Below are 15,037 nucleotides of genomic sequence, written 5' to 3'. Positions count from 1 at the left end.
GCCTGCCGCGCGGGGCCCTCGCTGACCAGCACGCGTGCGCGGCGGGAGGACGCAGGTGCGCTACCGGACGCCCACCCGCACGCCGAGCGGCGCGCTGCTCGCGCGCACCGGCGACGGCAGCGCGCTCGCGCCCATGAGGTAGGCGTCGACGCTCGCGGCGGCGGCGCGTCCCTCGGCGATGGCCCACACCACCAGCGACTGGCCACGGCCCGCGTCGCCCGCGACGAACACGCCGGGCACGTCGGTCGAGAAGTCGTCGGCCCGGGCCACCGTCCCCCGCGCGGTGCGCGTGACGCCGAGCGTGTCGAGCAGCGCACCCGGCTCGGCACCCGTGAACCCGAGCGCGAGCAGGACGAGCCCCGCCGCCAGCTCGCGGCGCGTCCCGGGGACCGGCTCGAACCGACCGCCGACGGCCTCGACGTCCTCGACCTCGACGGCGCGCACGGCTCCGGCGCCGTCGTCGAGGAACCGGACGCTGCTCGTCGCCCAGACGCGCTCGCCGCCCTCGGCGTGCGCGCTCGACGTGCGCAGCACCCGCGGGTAGGTCGGCCAGGGCTGGTCCGCGGGACGGTCCGTGGGCGGGCTCGGCAGGATCTCCAGCTGCGTGACGGAGCGGGCGCCCTGCCGCAGCGCGGTGCCCAGGCAGTCGGCGCCGGTGTCGCCGCCGCCCACCACGACCACGTCGAGCCCGGTCGCCAGCAGCTGCCCGGGCACCTCGTCACCGACGGCCGCGCGGTTGCCCTGCGGCAGGTACGTCATGGCCTGCTCGATGCCGCGCAGCCCACGGCCGGGCACGGACAGGTCGCGCGGCACGGTCGAGCCGGTCGCGAGTACGACCGCGTCGTAGCGCGCCCGCAGCTGCTCGCCCGTGACGTCCCTGCCGACGTCGACACCGGTGCGGAACCGCGTGCCCTCGGCGTGCATCTGCTCCAGGCGCCGGTCGACGACCCGCTTCTCCAGCTTGAACTCCGGGATGCCGTACCGCAGCAGGCCGCCGGCGCGGTCCGCGCGCTCGTAGACGACCACGGTGTGACCGGCCCGGGTCAGCTGCTGCGCGCACGCCAGGCCGGCGGGCCCGGACCCCACGACCGCGACGGTGTGGCCCGAGAGCCGGCCGGGCACGTGCGGCCGGAGCAGCCCCCGGTCGAACGCCTCCTCCGCGACCGACACCTCGACGTGCCGGATCGTCACCGGCTCGTCGTTGATCCCGAGCACGCAGGCGGCCTCGCACGGCGCGGGGCAGACCCGCCCCGTGACCTCGGGGAAGTTGTTGGTCGCGTGCAGGCGGTCGCTGGCCGCGGCCCACTGCCCGCGCCACGCCAGGTCGTTCCACGCGGGCATCTCGTTGCCCAGGGGGCAGCCCGAGTGGCAGAACGGGATGCCGCAGTCCATGCAGCGGCCCGCCTGGCGCCGCACCAGCCCGACGTCGTCCGCGTGACCGGCGCGGTGCGCGTGCACCTCGGCCCAGTCGGTCAGCCGCACGTCGACGGGGCGGTCGGCCGGCAGCTCACGGTGCCGGGTGGTGAGGAAGCCACGAGGGTCGGCCACGGTCGCTCCCGGGGTGCGTGGGGTCTCCCCCGGACGGGGCCGCGACGGTGCGCGCCACGCGGGGCTGGCGTCGAACGCTACGGCGCGATCCGGGAGGCGCGGCGGGCCCGAGGTCCCGGTCGGGTGAAACGGTGCGCCCGCGGTCGTGGTGGGGCCGCGCGCGGGTGACAGTGGTGGGGTGCACGCGGCGCGCGACGTGGAGGGCGGGCCCCGCCGCGCGCCCGCACGGCACCCGTACTTCGACGACCCGGCCGGCGTGGTCGCGCTCGCGCACCGCGGGTTCGCGCTCGACGGGCGCGAGAACTCGCTGACGGCCTTCGGGGCCGCCGTCGCGCTCGGCTTCCGGTACGTCGAGACGGACGCCCACGCGACGGCGGACCACGTCGCGGTCGCGCTGCACGACGAGACGCTGGACCGCACGACGGACGCCGAGGGCCTGGTGTCCGAGCTGCCGTGGTCGGTGGTCGGGCGTGCGCTCATCGGCGGGGTCGACCCCGTGCCGCGCCTGGAGGACGTGCTGGGCACGTGGCCAGACCTGCGCGTGAACGTCGACGTCAAGAGCGAGCACGCCATCGTCCCGGTGGCGGACGCGATCGAGCGCACCGCGTCGCACGACCGCGTCTGCGTGACGTCGTTCTCGCGGGTGCGTCGCCGCGAGACCCTGGCCCGGCTGAGCCGCCCGGTGGCGACGTCGGCCGCGACGGGTGAGGTCGTGCGGTTCCTCGCGGCGCACCGCGCGGGGGTGCGGCGGCTGGCGGGCCGGGCCCTGCGGGACGTGGACGCCCTGCAGGTGCCGGTCGCCCAGGGGCGGGTGCGGGTCGTCGACGCGGGGACGGTCGCGACGGCGCACGCCGTGGGGCGGCACGTGCACGTCTGGACCGTCGACGACCCCGCCGAGATGCACCGCCTGCTCGACCTGGGGGTCGACGGGCTCGTCACCGACCGCGCGGACCTGCTGCGCGACGTCCTGCGTGCGCGCGGCACCTGGTCCTGACGCCGCGCTGTGGACGGGGCACCGGGCGTCGGTGGCGTTCGCTAGCGTGCGTCGGGTGACGGTGGCGGGGTGCGGACGACGACGCAGGGGCGGCCCGGTGGGCCGGCGGTGACCGGCCCGCTGCGCGTGCACACGTCCGAGCGCACGGACGTGCTGGTCGACGCCCTGGCCGGGCTGCTGGCCGACGTCCCGCCCAGGACCGACCCCTTCGCGCGCGAGGTCGTCGCCGTCCCGACGCGCGGGGTGGAGCGGTGGGTCGCGCAGCGGCTCTCGCACCGGCTGGGCGCCGGGCCCGACGGCGAGGGCGGTGTGAGCGCCCGCATCGACTTCGACCCGCCGACGCGCCTGGTGCGCGACGCCGTCGCGGCCGCGACGGGGACGCCACGGCACGACGACCCCTGGGAGCCCGAGCGCCTCGTGTGGCACGTGCTGCGCGCGGTCGACGCCGCGGTCGCCGCGGGGGCGCCGTGGTCCGCACCGCTGGCCCGCCACGTGGTCGACGAGCCCGGGGCGGCCCCGGACGTGCGCGCGGGCCGCCGGCTGCGGCTCGCGCAGCGGCTGGCGGGCGCGTTCGCGGCGTACGCGGCGCAGCGTCCCGCGCTCGTCGTGGGCTGGGCGGCGGGACGCGACGACGACGGCGCGGGGGCGCCCCTGCCCGCCGACCTGGCGTGGCAGGCGCCGCTGTGGCGGGCCGTGCGGTCCGCGGTGGGGGTCCCGAGCCCGGCGGAGCGGCTCACCGAGGCCGCCCGCGTGCTGCGCGACGACCCGGGACGCGCCGACCTGCCCGCGCGCCTGTCCGTGCTGGGCGCCACGCGGCTGCCGCAGGCGCACGTCGAGGTGCTCGCGGCGCTGGCCGTGCACCGGGACGTGCACGTGTGGCTGCCGCACCCCTCACGCGCGCTGTGGGACCGTGCGGCGGGGGCGGCCGACGCGGGTCCGGCACCGCGGCGCCGGACGGTGCCGACGGTCGCGGTGCACCCCCTGCTGGCGTCGGCCGCGCGCGACGCGACCGAGCTGGGGATGCGCCTGGCGGCGACGGGCGCGCAGGTGACCCACCACGGGGCACCCCGACCGCCGGCGACCGTCCTCGGCGCCCTGCAGGCGGCGCTGCGCGCGGACGAGCGGCCCGCGGGCCGTGCCGCGGCGGCCGAGGGCGACCGCACGGTGCAGGTGCACGCGTGCCACGGCCGCGGCCGCCAGGTCGAGGTGCTGCGGGAGGTCGTGCTGGGTCTGCTGGCGGACGACCCGACGCTGCAGCCCCGGGACGTCGTGGTGCTGTGCCCGGACGTCGAGGCGTTCGCGCCGCTGGTGGTGGCCGCGTTCGGGTCCGCCGCGGCCACCGACGCGCGGGACGCCACCGCCCCGCAGGGCGGCGGCGGGCGCGGGACGGCGGTGCACCCGGGTCGCACGCTGCGGGTCCGCGTCGCCGACCGGGCGCCCGCCCGCACCAACCCGCTGCTGCGGGCGCTGTCCGAGCTGCTGGGGCTCGCGGGGTCGCGCGTGACCGCGTCGGGCGTGGTGGACCTCGCGGGACTGCCCGCCGTGCGGCGGCGCTTCGGGTTCGACGACGCGGCGAGCGAGCGGCTGCGCGCCTGGGCGCTGGAGTCGGGGGTGCGCTGGGGCGAGGGCCCGGACCGGCGCGCGCGCTACGGGCTGGGTGCGGTGGCGCAGGGCACGTGGCGCACGGCCACCGACCGCCTGCTGCTGGGTGTGGCGATGGCCGAGGAGGACCACCGGTTCGTCGGGTCGGCGCTGCCGCTGGACGACGTGGACAGCACGGACGTCGACCTCGCGGGGCGCGTCGCCGAGCTCGTCGACCGGCTGACGTCCGTGCTGGGCGAGCTGGACGGGGTGCGGCCCGCGAGCGCGTGGTTCGACACCCTGGAGCGTGCGCTCGTGCTGCTCACGGCCGCGGACCCGGCGGACGCGTGGCAGGAGGTCGGGGCACGGGCGGTGCTCGCCGACGCGCGGGCGGCGGCTGCGGTGGCGGACGTGCCGCTGCGGCTCGCGGACGTCGTCGCGCTGCTCGAGCCGCGCCTGGCCGGCCGTCCGACGCGCGCCGGGTTCCGGACCGGCTCGCTGACCGTGTGCTCGCTGGAGCCGATGCGCGCGGTGCCGCACCGCGTGGTCTGCCTGCTGGGGATGGACGACGGCGTGTTCCCCCGCACGGGCGCGCCCGACGGCGACGACGTCCTCGCCCGTGACCCGCTGGTGGGCGAGCGCGACCGGCGCGCGGAGGACCGGCAGCTGTTCCTCGACGCCGTCCTGGCCGCGGGCGACCACCTGGTGGTCGTCCACAGCGGGGCCGACGAGCGGACGGGTGCGCCGCGGCCGCCGGCGGTGCCGGTCGGCGAGCTGCTCGACGCGGTCGACGAGGCGGTCGAGCTGCCCGCGGGGCGTGCGGTGCGCGACGCGCTCGTCGTGCACCACCCGCTGCAGACGGTCGACGAGCGCAACTTCACGCCCGGCGTGCTGGGCCGGGCGGGGCCGTTCAGCTTCGACGAGGTGGACCGTCGGGCGGCAGCGGTCGCCCGTGAGCCCCGTCGTCCTCGTCCCCCGTTGCTGACGGTGCCGCTGCCACCGCTCGACGAGCCGGTCGTCGACCTCGACGACCTGGTGGCCGCGCTCGAGCACCCGGTCAAGGCGTTCGTGCGCCGCCGCCTGGGCGTGCTGGTGCCCGGTGAGGTGGAGGACCTCGACGACCGGCTGCCGCTGACCCTCGCGCCGCTGGACGGCTGGGCCACGGGCGACCGGCTGCTCGCGGCGGCGCTGGACGGCGTCGACCTGCAGCGGGCGGCTGCGGCCGAGCGACGCCGGGGCAAGGTGCCGCCCGGGAACCTGGGCGGCGCCGCGCTCGCCGACGTCGCGACCCGGGTGGCCGCGGTGGCGGACGCCGCCCTGCCGGTGCTCGGCGCCCCGGCGACCACGGTCGACGTCACGGTGCCCCTGCCCGGCGGGCGCACGCTGACGGGCACCGTGCCGGGCGTGCACGGCGACGTCCTGGTCCGCGCGGTGTACGCGCGGCTGAGTGCCAAGCACCGCCTGCGCGCGTGGGTGCGGCTGCTCGCGCTGGTCGCGAGCCCGGGCGCACCCGCGGTCCGCGGCGCCGCCACGGTCGGGCGGGGCGCGTCGTCCCGGCCGTCCGCGGCGACGTCGTGGCTCGCGCCGCCCCCGGCCGAGGACGCGCGGCGGCTGCTCGCCGACCTCGTGGCGGTGCGCGACCGCGCGCTGCGCGCCCCGCTCCCCCTGCCCATCGCGGCGGCCGGCACGTACGCCCAGCGCCGGCACGGGCACGACGACCCGGCAGGGGCGCTGGCCGACGCCCAGCAGGCGCTGCGCGACCGCTTCGAGCACACCGACGAGTACCACGTCCTCGCGTGGGGGGACGGGTTCACGCTGACGGAGGTCGCGGGCGACCCGACGCCCGCCGACCGCGCCGCGTGGCCCGACGAGCCCACGCTGCTGGGCGCGCTCGCCCGCACCGTGTGGGACGCGCTGCTGACGCACGAGGGACGGGGTCCGGCGTGACCGCACCGACGCCCCCCGCGGTGTTCGACGTCTGCGGCGCGCTGCCCACGGGGACCACCGTGCTGGAGGCCAGCGCCGGCACGGGCAAGACGTTCACGATCGCGGCCCTCGCGACGCGGTACGTCGCCGAGGGGCACGCCCTGCTGCCCGAGCTGCTGCTCGTGACCTTCGGCAGGATGGCGACCAGCGAGCTGCGGGACCGGGTGCGCGCACGGCTCGTCGCGACCGAGCGCGCGCTGCGCGACCCTGCGGCCCGCAGCAGCGACGACGTGCTCGTGGCGCACCTCGCGGACGTCGACGAGGCCGAGCTCGCGCGTCGCCGTGACCGGCTGACGGTCGCGCTGTCGCAGGTGGACGCCGCGACGATCACGACGACGCACGGCTTCTGCCAGCAGATGCTGCGGGCGCTGGGCACGACCACCGGCGGTGGCGTCGTCGAGCCCGGGGCGACGCTGCTGCCGGACGTCGCGGACCTCGAGGCGGAGGTGGTCGACGACCTGTACCTGGCCGCGTACGCGGGCGCGGAGCGTCCCCTGCTGACGGTGCCCGAGGCGCGGGAGGTCGCGCGCGCCGCCGTCAGCGACCACGCCGCCGTGCTCGCCCCCGACGATGCCCCGGCGGGGACACCGCCGGACCACCGGTACCGCCTGGCGCGGGCGGTGCGGCGCGAGGTGGTGCGCCGCCGGCGGGCCGCGCACGTCGTCGACTACGACGACCTGCTGACCCTGCTGCACACCGCGCTGACCGACCCCGGCACCGGGCCGGCCGCCGCCGAGCGGGTCCGCGCGCCGTACCGGGTCGTCATGGTCGACGAGTTCCAGGACACCGACCAGGTGCAGTGGCAGATCCTGCGCACGGCGTTCCACGGGCACCGCACGCTGGTGCTCATCGGCGACCCGAAGCAGGCGATCTACGCGTTCCGCGGCGCGGACGTGCACACCTACCTCGAGGCGCGCGACGTCGCGTCCACGTCGACGCTGGGCCGCAGCTGGCGTGCGGACGCACCGGTGCTGGACGGGCTCGCCCACCTCGTGGGCGGTGCGGCGCTGGGCGACCCGCGCATCGTCGTGCACCCCGTGGCGGCGGCGCGGACCGGGCGCCGGCTGCAGGGCGGCGCGCCCGTGGTGGTGCGGCGTGTGACGCGTCGCGCGCTCGGCGCGGGTTCCGCGGCCCCGCGCGTCGACGTCGTACGGGCGCTGGTGCACCGCGACGTGGCGGCGCAGGTGGTGCGCACGCTGCGCGGGACCCGCCTGCGCGACGGCGACGGCTGGCGCCCTGCGCTGCCCGGTGACGTCGCCGTCCTCGCGCGGCGCAACGCCGACGCGCTGGCCGTGCGCGAGGCGCTGGCCGCGGCGGGCGTGCCGGCGGTGGTGTCGGGGCTGTCGAGCGTGTTCTCCACGTCGGCGGCACGCGACTGGCTGGTGCTGCTCACCGCGCTCGCGTCGACGGGTGACCCGGCGCGCGTCGCGGCCGCCGCTCTCACCCCGTTCGTCGGGTGGGACGCCGCGCGGCTGGCCGGTGCGCAGGACGCGGAGCGGGAGGACCTGGCGGACCTGCTGCGGGGCTGGTCGCACGTCCTGGCAGGTCAGGGCGTGGCGGCGCTGCTGCAGGCGGCGGCCGCAGCGGGGCTGCACGAGCGGCTGGCCGCACGGCTGGACGGTGAGCGGACGCTCACGGACGTGCGGCACGTGGGCGAGGTGCTGCACGCCGCGGCGCGCGACGCGGGGCTGGGCGCCGCCGCGCTGACCGAGTGGCTGCGCGCCCGCATCGACGAGGCCGCGGGCGACTACGCCGAGGAGCGCAGCCGGCGGCTCGAGACGGACGCGGCGGCGGTGCAGGTGGTGACCGTGCACGCCGCGAAGGGCCTGGAGTTCCCGGTCGTCATGGTGCCGTTCGCGTGGGACCGGTTCGTGCCCCGCACGCCGTCCGTGCTGCGCTACCACGACGCGGACGGCACGCGCCGGCTGCACGTCGGCGGTCCCGGCAGCCCCGGGTACGACGACGCGCGCGCCCGGCACCACGCGGAGGAGGCCGGGGAGGACCTGCGCCTGGCGTACGTGGCCCTCACGCGTGCGAGCAGCCAGGTCGTGGTGTGGTGGGCACCGAGCACGGTGTCGGCGTCGGGGGCCGTGGGGCGGCTCGCGCTGGGTGCGCGCGACGCGCAGGGCCTGCCGCCGGACACCGTGCCGGTACCTCGCGACGACCAGGCCGCGGCCGGGTTCGACGCGCTGGCCGCGCGGTCCGGCGGGACGGTGGTCCACGAGACCGTGGACGCCCCGCCGCCGGTGGAGCGATGGGAGCCGGTGCGCGGCGACACCGTGCCGCTGGAGGTGGCGCACCTGCGCCGAGCGGTCGACACGACGTGGCGCCGGACCTCGTACTCGGGGCTCACCGCGGCGGCGCACGACGCAGGACCCGTGGGGCCGGGGTCGCCGGACCGCGCGGGTGTCGCCGACGAGCCGGAGGAACCCGGGATCCAGGACGAGGCCGACGGCCCCGTCGCGGGACCGGCCTCGTCCACCGGCGGGGACACCCCCCCGGGGGCCGAGCGTCTCGACGCCGGTCTCACCGCCGCGCTGCGGGCCGTGGCGTCCCCGCTCGCGGACCTGCCCGGGGGCACCGCGTTCGGCACACTCGTGCACGAGGTGCTCGAGCACGTGGACACCTCCGCGCAGGACCTCGCCGCGGAGCTGCGGGCGCGCTGCGCGCAGGCCGCTGGGGCGGGGCTCGGCGTCGACCCGGACGTGCTGGCCGCGGCGCTGCTGCCGTCCCTGCACACGCCCGCCGGCCCGCTGCTGGGCGGCCGCACGCTCGCGCAGGTCCCGCCGCGCGACCGGCTCGCCGAGCTCGACCTGGAGCTGCCGCTCGCGGGTGGGGACCTCGACGGGGCAGGCCGGCGGCCGGCGACGCTCGGTGACGTCGCGGACCTGCTGCGCACCCACCTGCCGCCCGACGACCCGTTCGCCGCGTACGCGGCCCGCCTCGACCACCTGCACGCCGACCCCGCGACCCGTCCTGCCGCCCTGCGCGGGTACCTCACGGGCAGCATCGACGCGGTGCTGCGCGCCGAGGTCGACGGGGACACCCGGTACGTCGTCGTGGACTACAAGACCAACCGGCTGGGCCCGCCCGACGAGCCGCTGACCGCCTGGCACTACCGGCCGGCGGCGATGCGTGCGGCGATGCTGGACGCGCACTACCCGCTGCAGCTGCTGCTGTACACGGTGGCGCTGCACCGCTTCCTGCGGTGGCGGCTGGCGGGGTACGACCCGCAGCGGCACCTGGGCGGCGGGGCGTACCTGTTCGTCCGTGGCATGTGCGGGCCGGCGACGCCCGTGGTCGACGGGTCGCCGTCGCCGTGCGGGGTCGTCTCGTGGCGGCCGCCCGCGGCGCTGGTCGTGGCGCTGTCGGCGCTGCTCGACGGCGGGGGGTCGGGGCCGTGAGCGCCGGTACCGGCACTCCCCCGGGCACGGCCGGACCGGATGTGCCGTCCGGGGCTGACGACGTGCCCGGTGACCCGCGTCGTCCGTGGCGCGCGGGCCCGCTGCTCGCGACGTTCGCCGCCGCGGGCGTCCTGACGTCGGCCGACGTGCGCGTCGCCGAGCGGCTGGGCGAGCTGACCGGTGAGGACGACCCGGAGGTGCACCTGGCCGCCGCGCTGGCGGTGCGCGCCGTGCGGTCGGGCTCGGTGTGCGTGGACCTGGCGGACGCCCCGGCGCTCGCCGCCGAGGGCTCCCCCGACGACCCGGACGCCGCCCCGCCGGACGCCGCGCTGCCCTGGCCGGACGCGGACGCGTGGACGGCGGCGGTGCGACGCAGCGCGCTCGTGGCGGACGGCGTCGACGGGCCTGCCGACCGGCCGGTGCGCTGGGTGGACGGCCGCGTGTACCTCGACCGGTACTGGCGGGACGAGCAGGTGGTCCGCCGTGACGTCGACGCGCGCCTCGCCTCGCTGCTGGGCGTCGACGACGCCACCCTGCGTGCCGCGGTGCACGCACGGTTCGCTCAGCCGCAGGACGCGCGACAGCGGCTGGCGGCGGCGACCGCAGCGCTGTCGCGGCTGACGGTGCTCACCGGTGGCCCCGGCACGGGCAAGACGACGACGGTCGCGCGGCTGGTGGCGGTGCTGCGGGACGTCGCCGGTCCCGGGCTGCGGGTCGCACTGGCCGCGCCCACGGGCAAGGCGGCCGCCCGCCTGCAGGAGGCGGTCAACGCCGAGCTGAGCCGGATGGCCGATGCGCCGGGCGAGGTGGCTGCGCCGTTGACCGCGTCGACCGTGCACCGGCTGCTGGGCTGGCGGCCGTCGAGCACCCGGTTCGCGCACGACCACGCGCACCGGCTCCCGCACGACGTCGTCGTCCTCGACGAGGCGTCGATGGTGTCGCTGCCGCTGCTCGCACGGGTGCTCGACGCGCTGCGGCCCGCCGCGCGCCTCCTGCTCGTCGGCGACCCGGACCAGCTCGCGTCGGTGGAGGTGGGCGCGGTCCTGGGTGACCTCGTCGCCCGCCCGGTCCCGCCGGGGCCGCTGCCGGAGCGGCTGGCGGGTGTCCTGCCGGACGACGTGCCGCGTGCGCAGCGGGCCGGCGGGGACGAGGCCCAGGATGCGGCCGCCCTGCACGGTGGGGTCGTGCGGCTCGTCGTGCCGCACCGGTTCGGTCACGACCTCGGTGCGCTGGCGGACGCGGTGCGGCGCGGTGACGCCGGGACGGCCCTGGAGCTGCTGCTCGCGGGCGGCGACCACATGGCCCTCGTGCAGCCGGCCGGCGCGGTACCGACCGACGACGAGGTCCCGGACCTGCGTCGGGACGTGGGCACCACGGGGACGCGGATCGTCGCGGCCGCGAGTGCCGGCGACGCCGCGGGTGCGCTCGAGGCGCTGGGGGCGCACCGGTTGCTGCTCGCGCACCGTCGCGGGCCGGCGGGTGTGGCCCGGTGGGCGGCGCTGGCGCAGCGGTGGGTCGAGGACGCGACGGGCGACCGTGCGGGTGGCACCTGGCCGGTGGGCCGGCCGCTGCTCGTCACGACCAACGACCGTACGACGGGCCTGTCGAACGGCGACACCGGGGTCGTGGTGTCCGACGGCGCCGGGGGCGTGGTCACGGCGTTCGGCGACCCGCGCGCGCCCCGGTTGGTCCGCCCGCACCGCCTGCCCGCAGTCGAGACCGTCCACGCGATGACCGTGCACCGCGCCCAGGGCAGCCAGTTCGCCCTGGTGACGGTCGTGCTCCCGCCCGCGTCGTCCCCGCTGCTGACACGCGAGCTGCTGTACACGGCGATCACCCGGGCACGCGAGCACGTGCGGGTCGTGGGCTCCGCGGACGCCGTGCGAGCCGCGGTCGAGCGGCCCGTCCGCCGAGCGAGCGGGCTGCGGTTCGCGCGCTGAGGTCGCTGTCCGGGCATCGCGCTTCTGCGCCGCGAGCAGTGGCGACGACAGGCCGAGATCGACGCTCGCGCAGCCGCTGCCGACCCCGACGACCTCGCCGAGGTCGCATCCGTCCTGCGCGACCTCACCGGCCTCGCGCAACAGCTCCCGCCCGTCGACAGCCTGCGCCCCGGTACGATCCGAGCTCGACACATGCCGGTTCGCCAGGTTGCAGGTTCGAGTCCCGTTGGGGGTCGCCACTTCGAGCGAGGCGCGCATCCCGTCGCAGCGACGCACGAGCCCGGAGGCCACGATGAACCGCCACGTGCCCGCCCTGCTGCTGGCCACGACGGTCGCCGTCGCGCTGTCCGCCTGTAGCGGTGAAGCTGCGCCCGCGGCAACGACCGGGACCGTCGAGACGTCAGCGACGGTGCGGACACCCGCACCGCTCCCGGAACCCTCCGCGACGGCGATGTCGACGCAGGACGCGGGCGCCCACTACCTCGACCTGGTCGCACCGTCGAACGCCCTCGGCGCGCCCTTCCGGGCCGCGGCGGACGCGAAGGACACCGCACGGGTCCGGGACCTGTCGCGGGAGACCGCCGCGGCCTACCGCGCCCTCGCCGACGGGCTCCAGGCTGCTCGGTGGCCGCCGGAGGCCCAGGGAGCCGTCGACAGGCTCGTGGCGGACCTCGCGGTGCAGGTCATCACCTTCACCGACGCCGCTGAGGCGGAGACGGACGAGCAGATGTGGGCGGAGCTCGACGCCCGTCCGGCGGGTAGTGGAGCCGCGCAGGAGCTGCGGACGATCCTCGGCCTGGGGAACGTCCCGACCGACTGAGCGGCCGACCGCACGACAGGTTCGGACGCCTGCCGCACACAGCTGGCGGACGTGAGCGGAAGGGCGCCGGGCAGGTTGTCCGGCACCGCGTCATCAGCCGCCTCGCCGATCGGCGGCGTCACGCCCGTAGAGCACCCGCGTCCAGTCGCCGTGCTGGGAGGACACGTGCCGGTTCGCCTGGTCGTCAGCGAAGGACTCACCCGCCAAGGCGGTGGTGTTCCCACCCGCGTCATAGCTGATCGACGACCCGGCGACCGTCCGCGACACCGGAGAGGCCCACCGGCGGATCACCCTCATCTGCGAGAAGTCACACTACTGCAGGTGCCACCACACGGCCGCGGCCGTCGCGACGGCAGCCTGCCACACGATGTCTCCGTTCCGGGGTTCGGCCAGCCGCGTTCGCATCAGAAAACTCACCTGCCGTCGAAGCGTGCGTTCCACAGCCATGCGTGAAACCGACGTCGCGATGCCCAACGCGGCGGTCCAAGCTAGCGCCAGGCCCGTGACGTCGACCCAGTCCTGACGTCCGGGTCCGAGGACCTCAGCACGGACGAAACTCACCGCAAAGCGGCTCTTCGCCGATCCGGTGGGGATCAGTGGGTCAGGCCGCCGGCGGCCAGGAGCATGCGTAGGCGGTAGTTCTCGAAGTTGTGGTAGCCGCGTGCCAGGCGCCGGTGCAGTTCGATGATGCCGTTGATGGCCTCGGTGCCGCCGTTGTTCGCTCGGTCGGTGGTGAAGTAGGCCAGGAACGCCTGACGCCAGCGGCGCAGCGTCCGGCCCAGGCGCGCGACCTCGGGGATCGGGCAGGTGTGGAAGGACTCCAGGATCTTCTCGGCCCGGTCCCGGCCGCGGGCGGTGTCCTTGGATCGGTAGGCCGCACGCAGGTCCTGGGCGCAGCGCCAGGCGACGTAGACCTCCTCGTGGGCCTGGTCGGCCTCGATCGCCGTGGCCAGGCGTTCGAGCTGACGGTCGGTGAGGTTCTCGGCCCCCGCGCGCAGGAGCCGCTGGATGCCGAACAGCGGGTCGCCCTTGCGACCGCGGTGCCCGGTCGTGTCCTGCTGGACGCGTCGGCGGACCTCGTCGACCACCTGGGTGCCGAGCTTGATGACGTGGAACGCGTCCAGCACGGCGGTGGCCTCGGCGAGCTCGTCGTCGATCGCGGACTTGTAGCCGCCGTAAGGGTCCAGCGCGGCGACCTCGACCCCGGCGCGGAAGTCCGCGCCGCGTTCGACCAGCCAGTCGGCGTAGGCCTTCTTCGAGCGGCCCGCGACCAGGTCCAGCAGCCGGGCGCGTACCCGTCCGTCGCGGTCGCGAGTCAGGTCGACCATCCCGGTCAGCTCCTTCGGGCCGCGTTGGCGGGTGTCGGCGTGGTGCCAGATGTGCTCATCGACGCCCAGGCAGGTCACCCCGGTGAACCGGCCCGGGTCGCCTGCCAGTCGCTGAAGCTCGGGCTTGACCGCCCGCCACAGCGTCCACCACCCGACGCCGAGCTGGCGGGCCAGGCCGGCGATCGTGGCGTGCTGGGTACGTAGCTGCCCGAGCGCCCAGGTCACCGCCCGGCAGGTCAGCGACCCGCGCGCGGGCACCAGAGCCGGGACCTGCTCGACGAACGTGCCCCGCGCGCAGCCCGCCTCCGGGCAGCGCCAGCGGCGCTGACGCCACACGATCTGCACGGAAGTGTCCCCGTGCGGGACATCGTGCAGCACCCGACGGCGCCGACCGCGGCTGGGGGCCACGACCCCGCAGTCGGGGCAGCCCATCAACTGCCAGGGCGTCGAGACCGTCACCTGCATGACCCGTCCGTCGCGTTCGACGGCCTCGACCTGGACCGCATCCAGGCCCAGCAGCACGTCGCACCGCGAGCAGGGGTCAGTGATGGCGGGCGCGTTGGCGCACCCCGTAGCGTGAGACACGTCGAGGTCCTCGAGATCAATCAGACAGCTTGGTCGCTTCTGATCCTCGGGGACCTCGACCCCTACCCGGCGCTCACCACGCCGGACCCCTCACCCCCACCGGATCGGCGAAGAGCCGGTCTTCCGGTCCCGATATTTGGCGTTTGTCACTCCCACTCATCGAGGAGTTCACGCCGAAGAAGGTCGGTGTGAACCGTGAGTGCGCCAAGCAGCTCCTCGCGGTTGGGGGGAGCGGATGTCCGATAGCTCCATGTCGTTTCCCCATCGCCGAGGTCGACCTTTATGAGGACAAAGGCGAACTTCCAGGCCTCGCCGTCCTCCAAAGGGTGAATCTGGAGTCCAGGCATGGCCTCGCCAACCGGCACTCGCGCCTCTGATCGCTCCATATTATCACTTCCTCCGATACGGCCTTCGCGCGTCACCCTTTTCTCCACCTTTCTTGTCAGTATTTTTTCGAGCTTGCCCTCGCTCATGCTTGCCCGTAGTGGACGGCCTGGCGTTCTTTGTATGCTCGTTCTCGGCCTCCTTGGAAAAAAGGCGGCGCAACCCTTCGGCCCCCAAAGGCTCACGAATGCGCGGGAGTCGCGGCATCGAAATGCCACAACCAACGTACCGACATGCCCGTTGCATGTAAGCCACGAGCAACATCGCGGTGATGATCGCACCGCCCACGATGATCGGTACGGGGATCGCGGCATTTCCGTCGAGGTCGTAGCTGTTGATCGGGTCGGTGGGGTAGACGTACGCGTTGTCGACCCCGCCCTCGACCGGGTCCACGGACAGGAACCTGCCCAGGCCTGCGAGGTAGACGCGTGCGCCCATCTCGATCGCGGCCAGGGTTCCGGCGTGTT

Annotated in this window: 9 protein-coding genes; 5 read left to right on the top strand and 4 right to left on the bottom strand. The window is 76.5% G+C overall.

Annotation, left to right across the window (positions count from 1 at the left end; translation table 11 throughout):
* Positions 1-60 precede the first annotated feature (60 nt).
* Positions 61-1,548, bottom strand: a complete 1,488-nt coding sequence (locus Cph01nite_RS06645) for a glutamate synthase subunit beta (protein ID WP_203672521.1) — start codon at positions 1,546-1,548, stop codon at positions 61-63.
* A 178-nt stretch (positions 1,549-1,726) separates the two neighbouring features.
* On the opposite strand from Cph01nite_RS06645, the gene Cph01nite_RS06640 reads away from it, so the two are divergent.
* From Cph01nite_RS06640 to Cph01nite_RS06620, 5 genes are all read left to right on the top strand, one after another.
* The gene (locus Cph01nite_RS06640; protein WP_239069091.1) at positions 1,727-2,542 is read left to right on the top strand and encodes a glycerophosphodiester phosphodiesterase family protein; all 816 of its coding nucleotides are present in this window, start codon (positions 1,727-1,729) and stop codon (positions 2,540-2,542) included.
* Between the two features lie 69 nt (positions 2,543-2,611).
* The gene (gene recC, locus Cph01nite_RS06635; RefSeq protein ID WP_239069090.1) at positions 2,612-6,070 is read left to right on the top strand and encodes an exodeoxyribonuclease V subunit gamma; all 3,459 of its coding nucleotides are present in this window, start codon (positions 2,612-2,614) and stop codon (positions 6,068-6,070) included.
* Entirely contained in the window at positions 6,067-9,513 is a 3,447-nt protein-coding gene (locus Cph01nite_RS06630; protein ID WP_203672520.1) for a UvrD-helicase domain-containing protein, read from the top strand. The genes recC and Cph01nite_RS06630 overlap by 4 nt, the downstream gene beginning before the upstream one ends.
* Positions 9,514-9,575: 62 nt before the next feature.
* On the top strand, positions 9,576-11,453 hold the full coding sequence (recD, locus tag Cph01nite_RS06625) for an exodeoxyribonuclease V subunit alpha (protein WP_239069089.1): 1,878 nt from the start codon (positions 9,576-9,578) through the stop codon (positions 11,451-11,453).
* Positions 11,454-11,745: 292 nt separating this feature from the next.
* Positions 11,746-12,273, top strand: coding sequence for a hypothetical protein (locus Cph01nite_RS06620; RefSeq protein ID WP_203672519.1), 528 nt, complete (start codon positions 11,746-11,748; stop codon positions 12,271-12,273).
* Positions 12,274-12,866: 593 nt separating this feature from the next.
* On the opposite strand, the gene Cph01nite_RS06615 is transcribed toward Cph01nite_RS06620, so the two are convergent.
* The 3 genes from Cph01nite_RS06615 to Cph01nite_RS06605 form a co-directional block, all read right to left on the bottom strand.
* Positions 12,867-14,186 carry an ISL3 family transposase gene (locus tag Cph01nite_RS06615; RefSeq protein WP_203672518.1) on the bottom strand — a complete coding sequence of 440 codons (1,320 nt, stop codon included), beginning with the start codon at positions 14,184-14,186 and terminating at the stop codon, positions 12,867-12,869.
* A gap of 146 nt (positions 14,187-14,332) precedes the next feature.
* Positions 14,333-14,572 (bottom strand): hypothetical protein, encoded by a 240-nt coding sequence (locus tag Cph01nite_RS06610; protein ID WP_203672516.1) that lies wholly within the window; start codon positions 14,570-14,572, stop codon positions 14,333-14,335.
* A 4-nt stretch (positions 14,573-14,576) separates the two neighbouring features.
* Positions 14,577-15,037 (bottom strand): RHS repeat-associated core domain-containing protein (locus tag Cph01nite_RS06605; protein WP_203672514.1); only part of this gene is annotated, 461 nt, incomplete at its 5' end.

The sequence above is a fragment of the Cellulomonas phragmiteti genome, from assembly GCF_016862775.1.
GTDB classification, from domain to species: Bacteria; Actinomycetota; Actinomycetes; order Actinomycetales; family Cellulomonadaceae; genus Cellulomonas; species Cellulomonas phragmiteti.
The sequence above is the reverse complement of the archived record's forward strand: the minus strand, read 5'-3'. Positions and strand labels throughout refer to the sequence as shown.

Coding starts and splice junctions, on each gene's coding strand:
- Cph01nite_RS06620 (WP_203672519.1), top strand. CDS start 11,746: ATGAACCGCCACGTGCCCGCCCTGCTGCTGGCCACGACGGTCGCCGTC.
- Cph01nite_RS06610 (WP_203672516.1), bottom strand. CDS start 14,572: ATGGAGCGATCAGAGGCGCGAGTGCCGGTTGGCGAGGCCATGCCTGGA.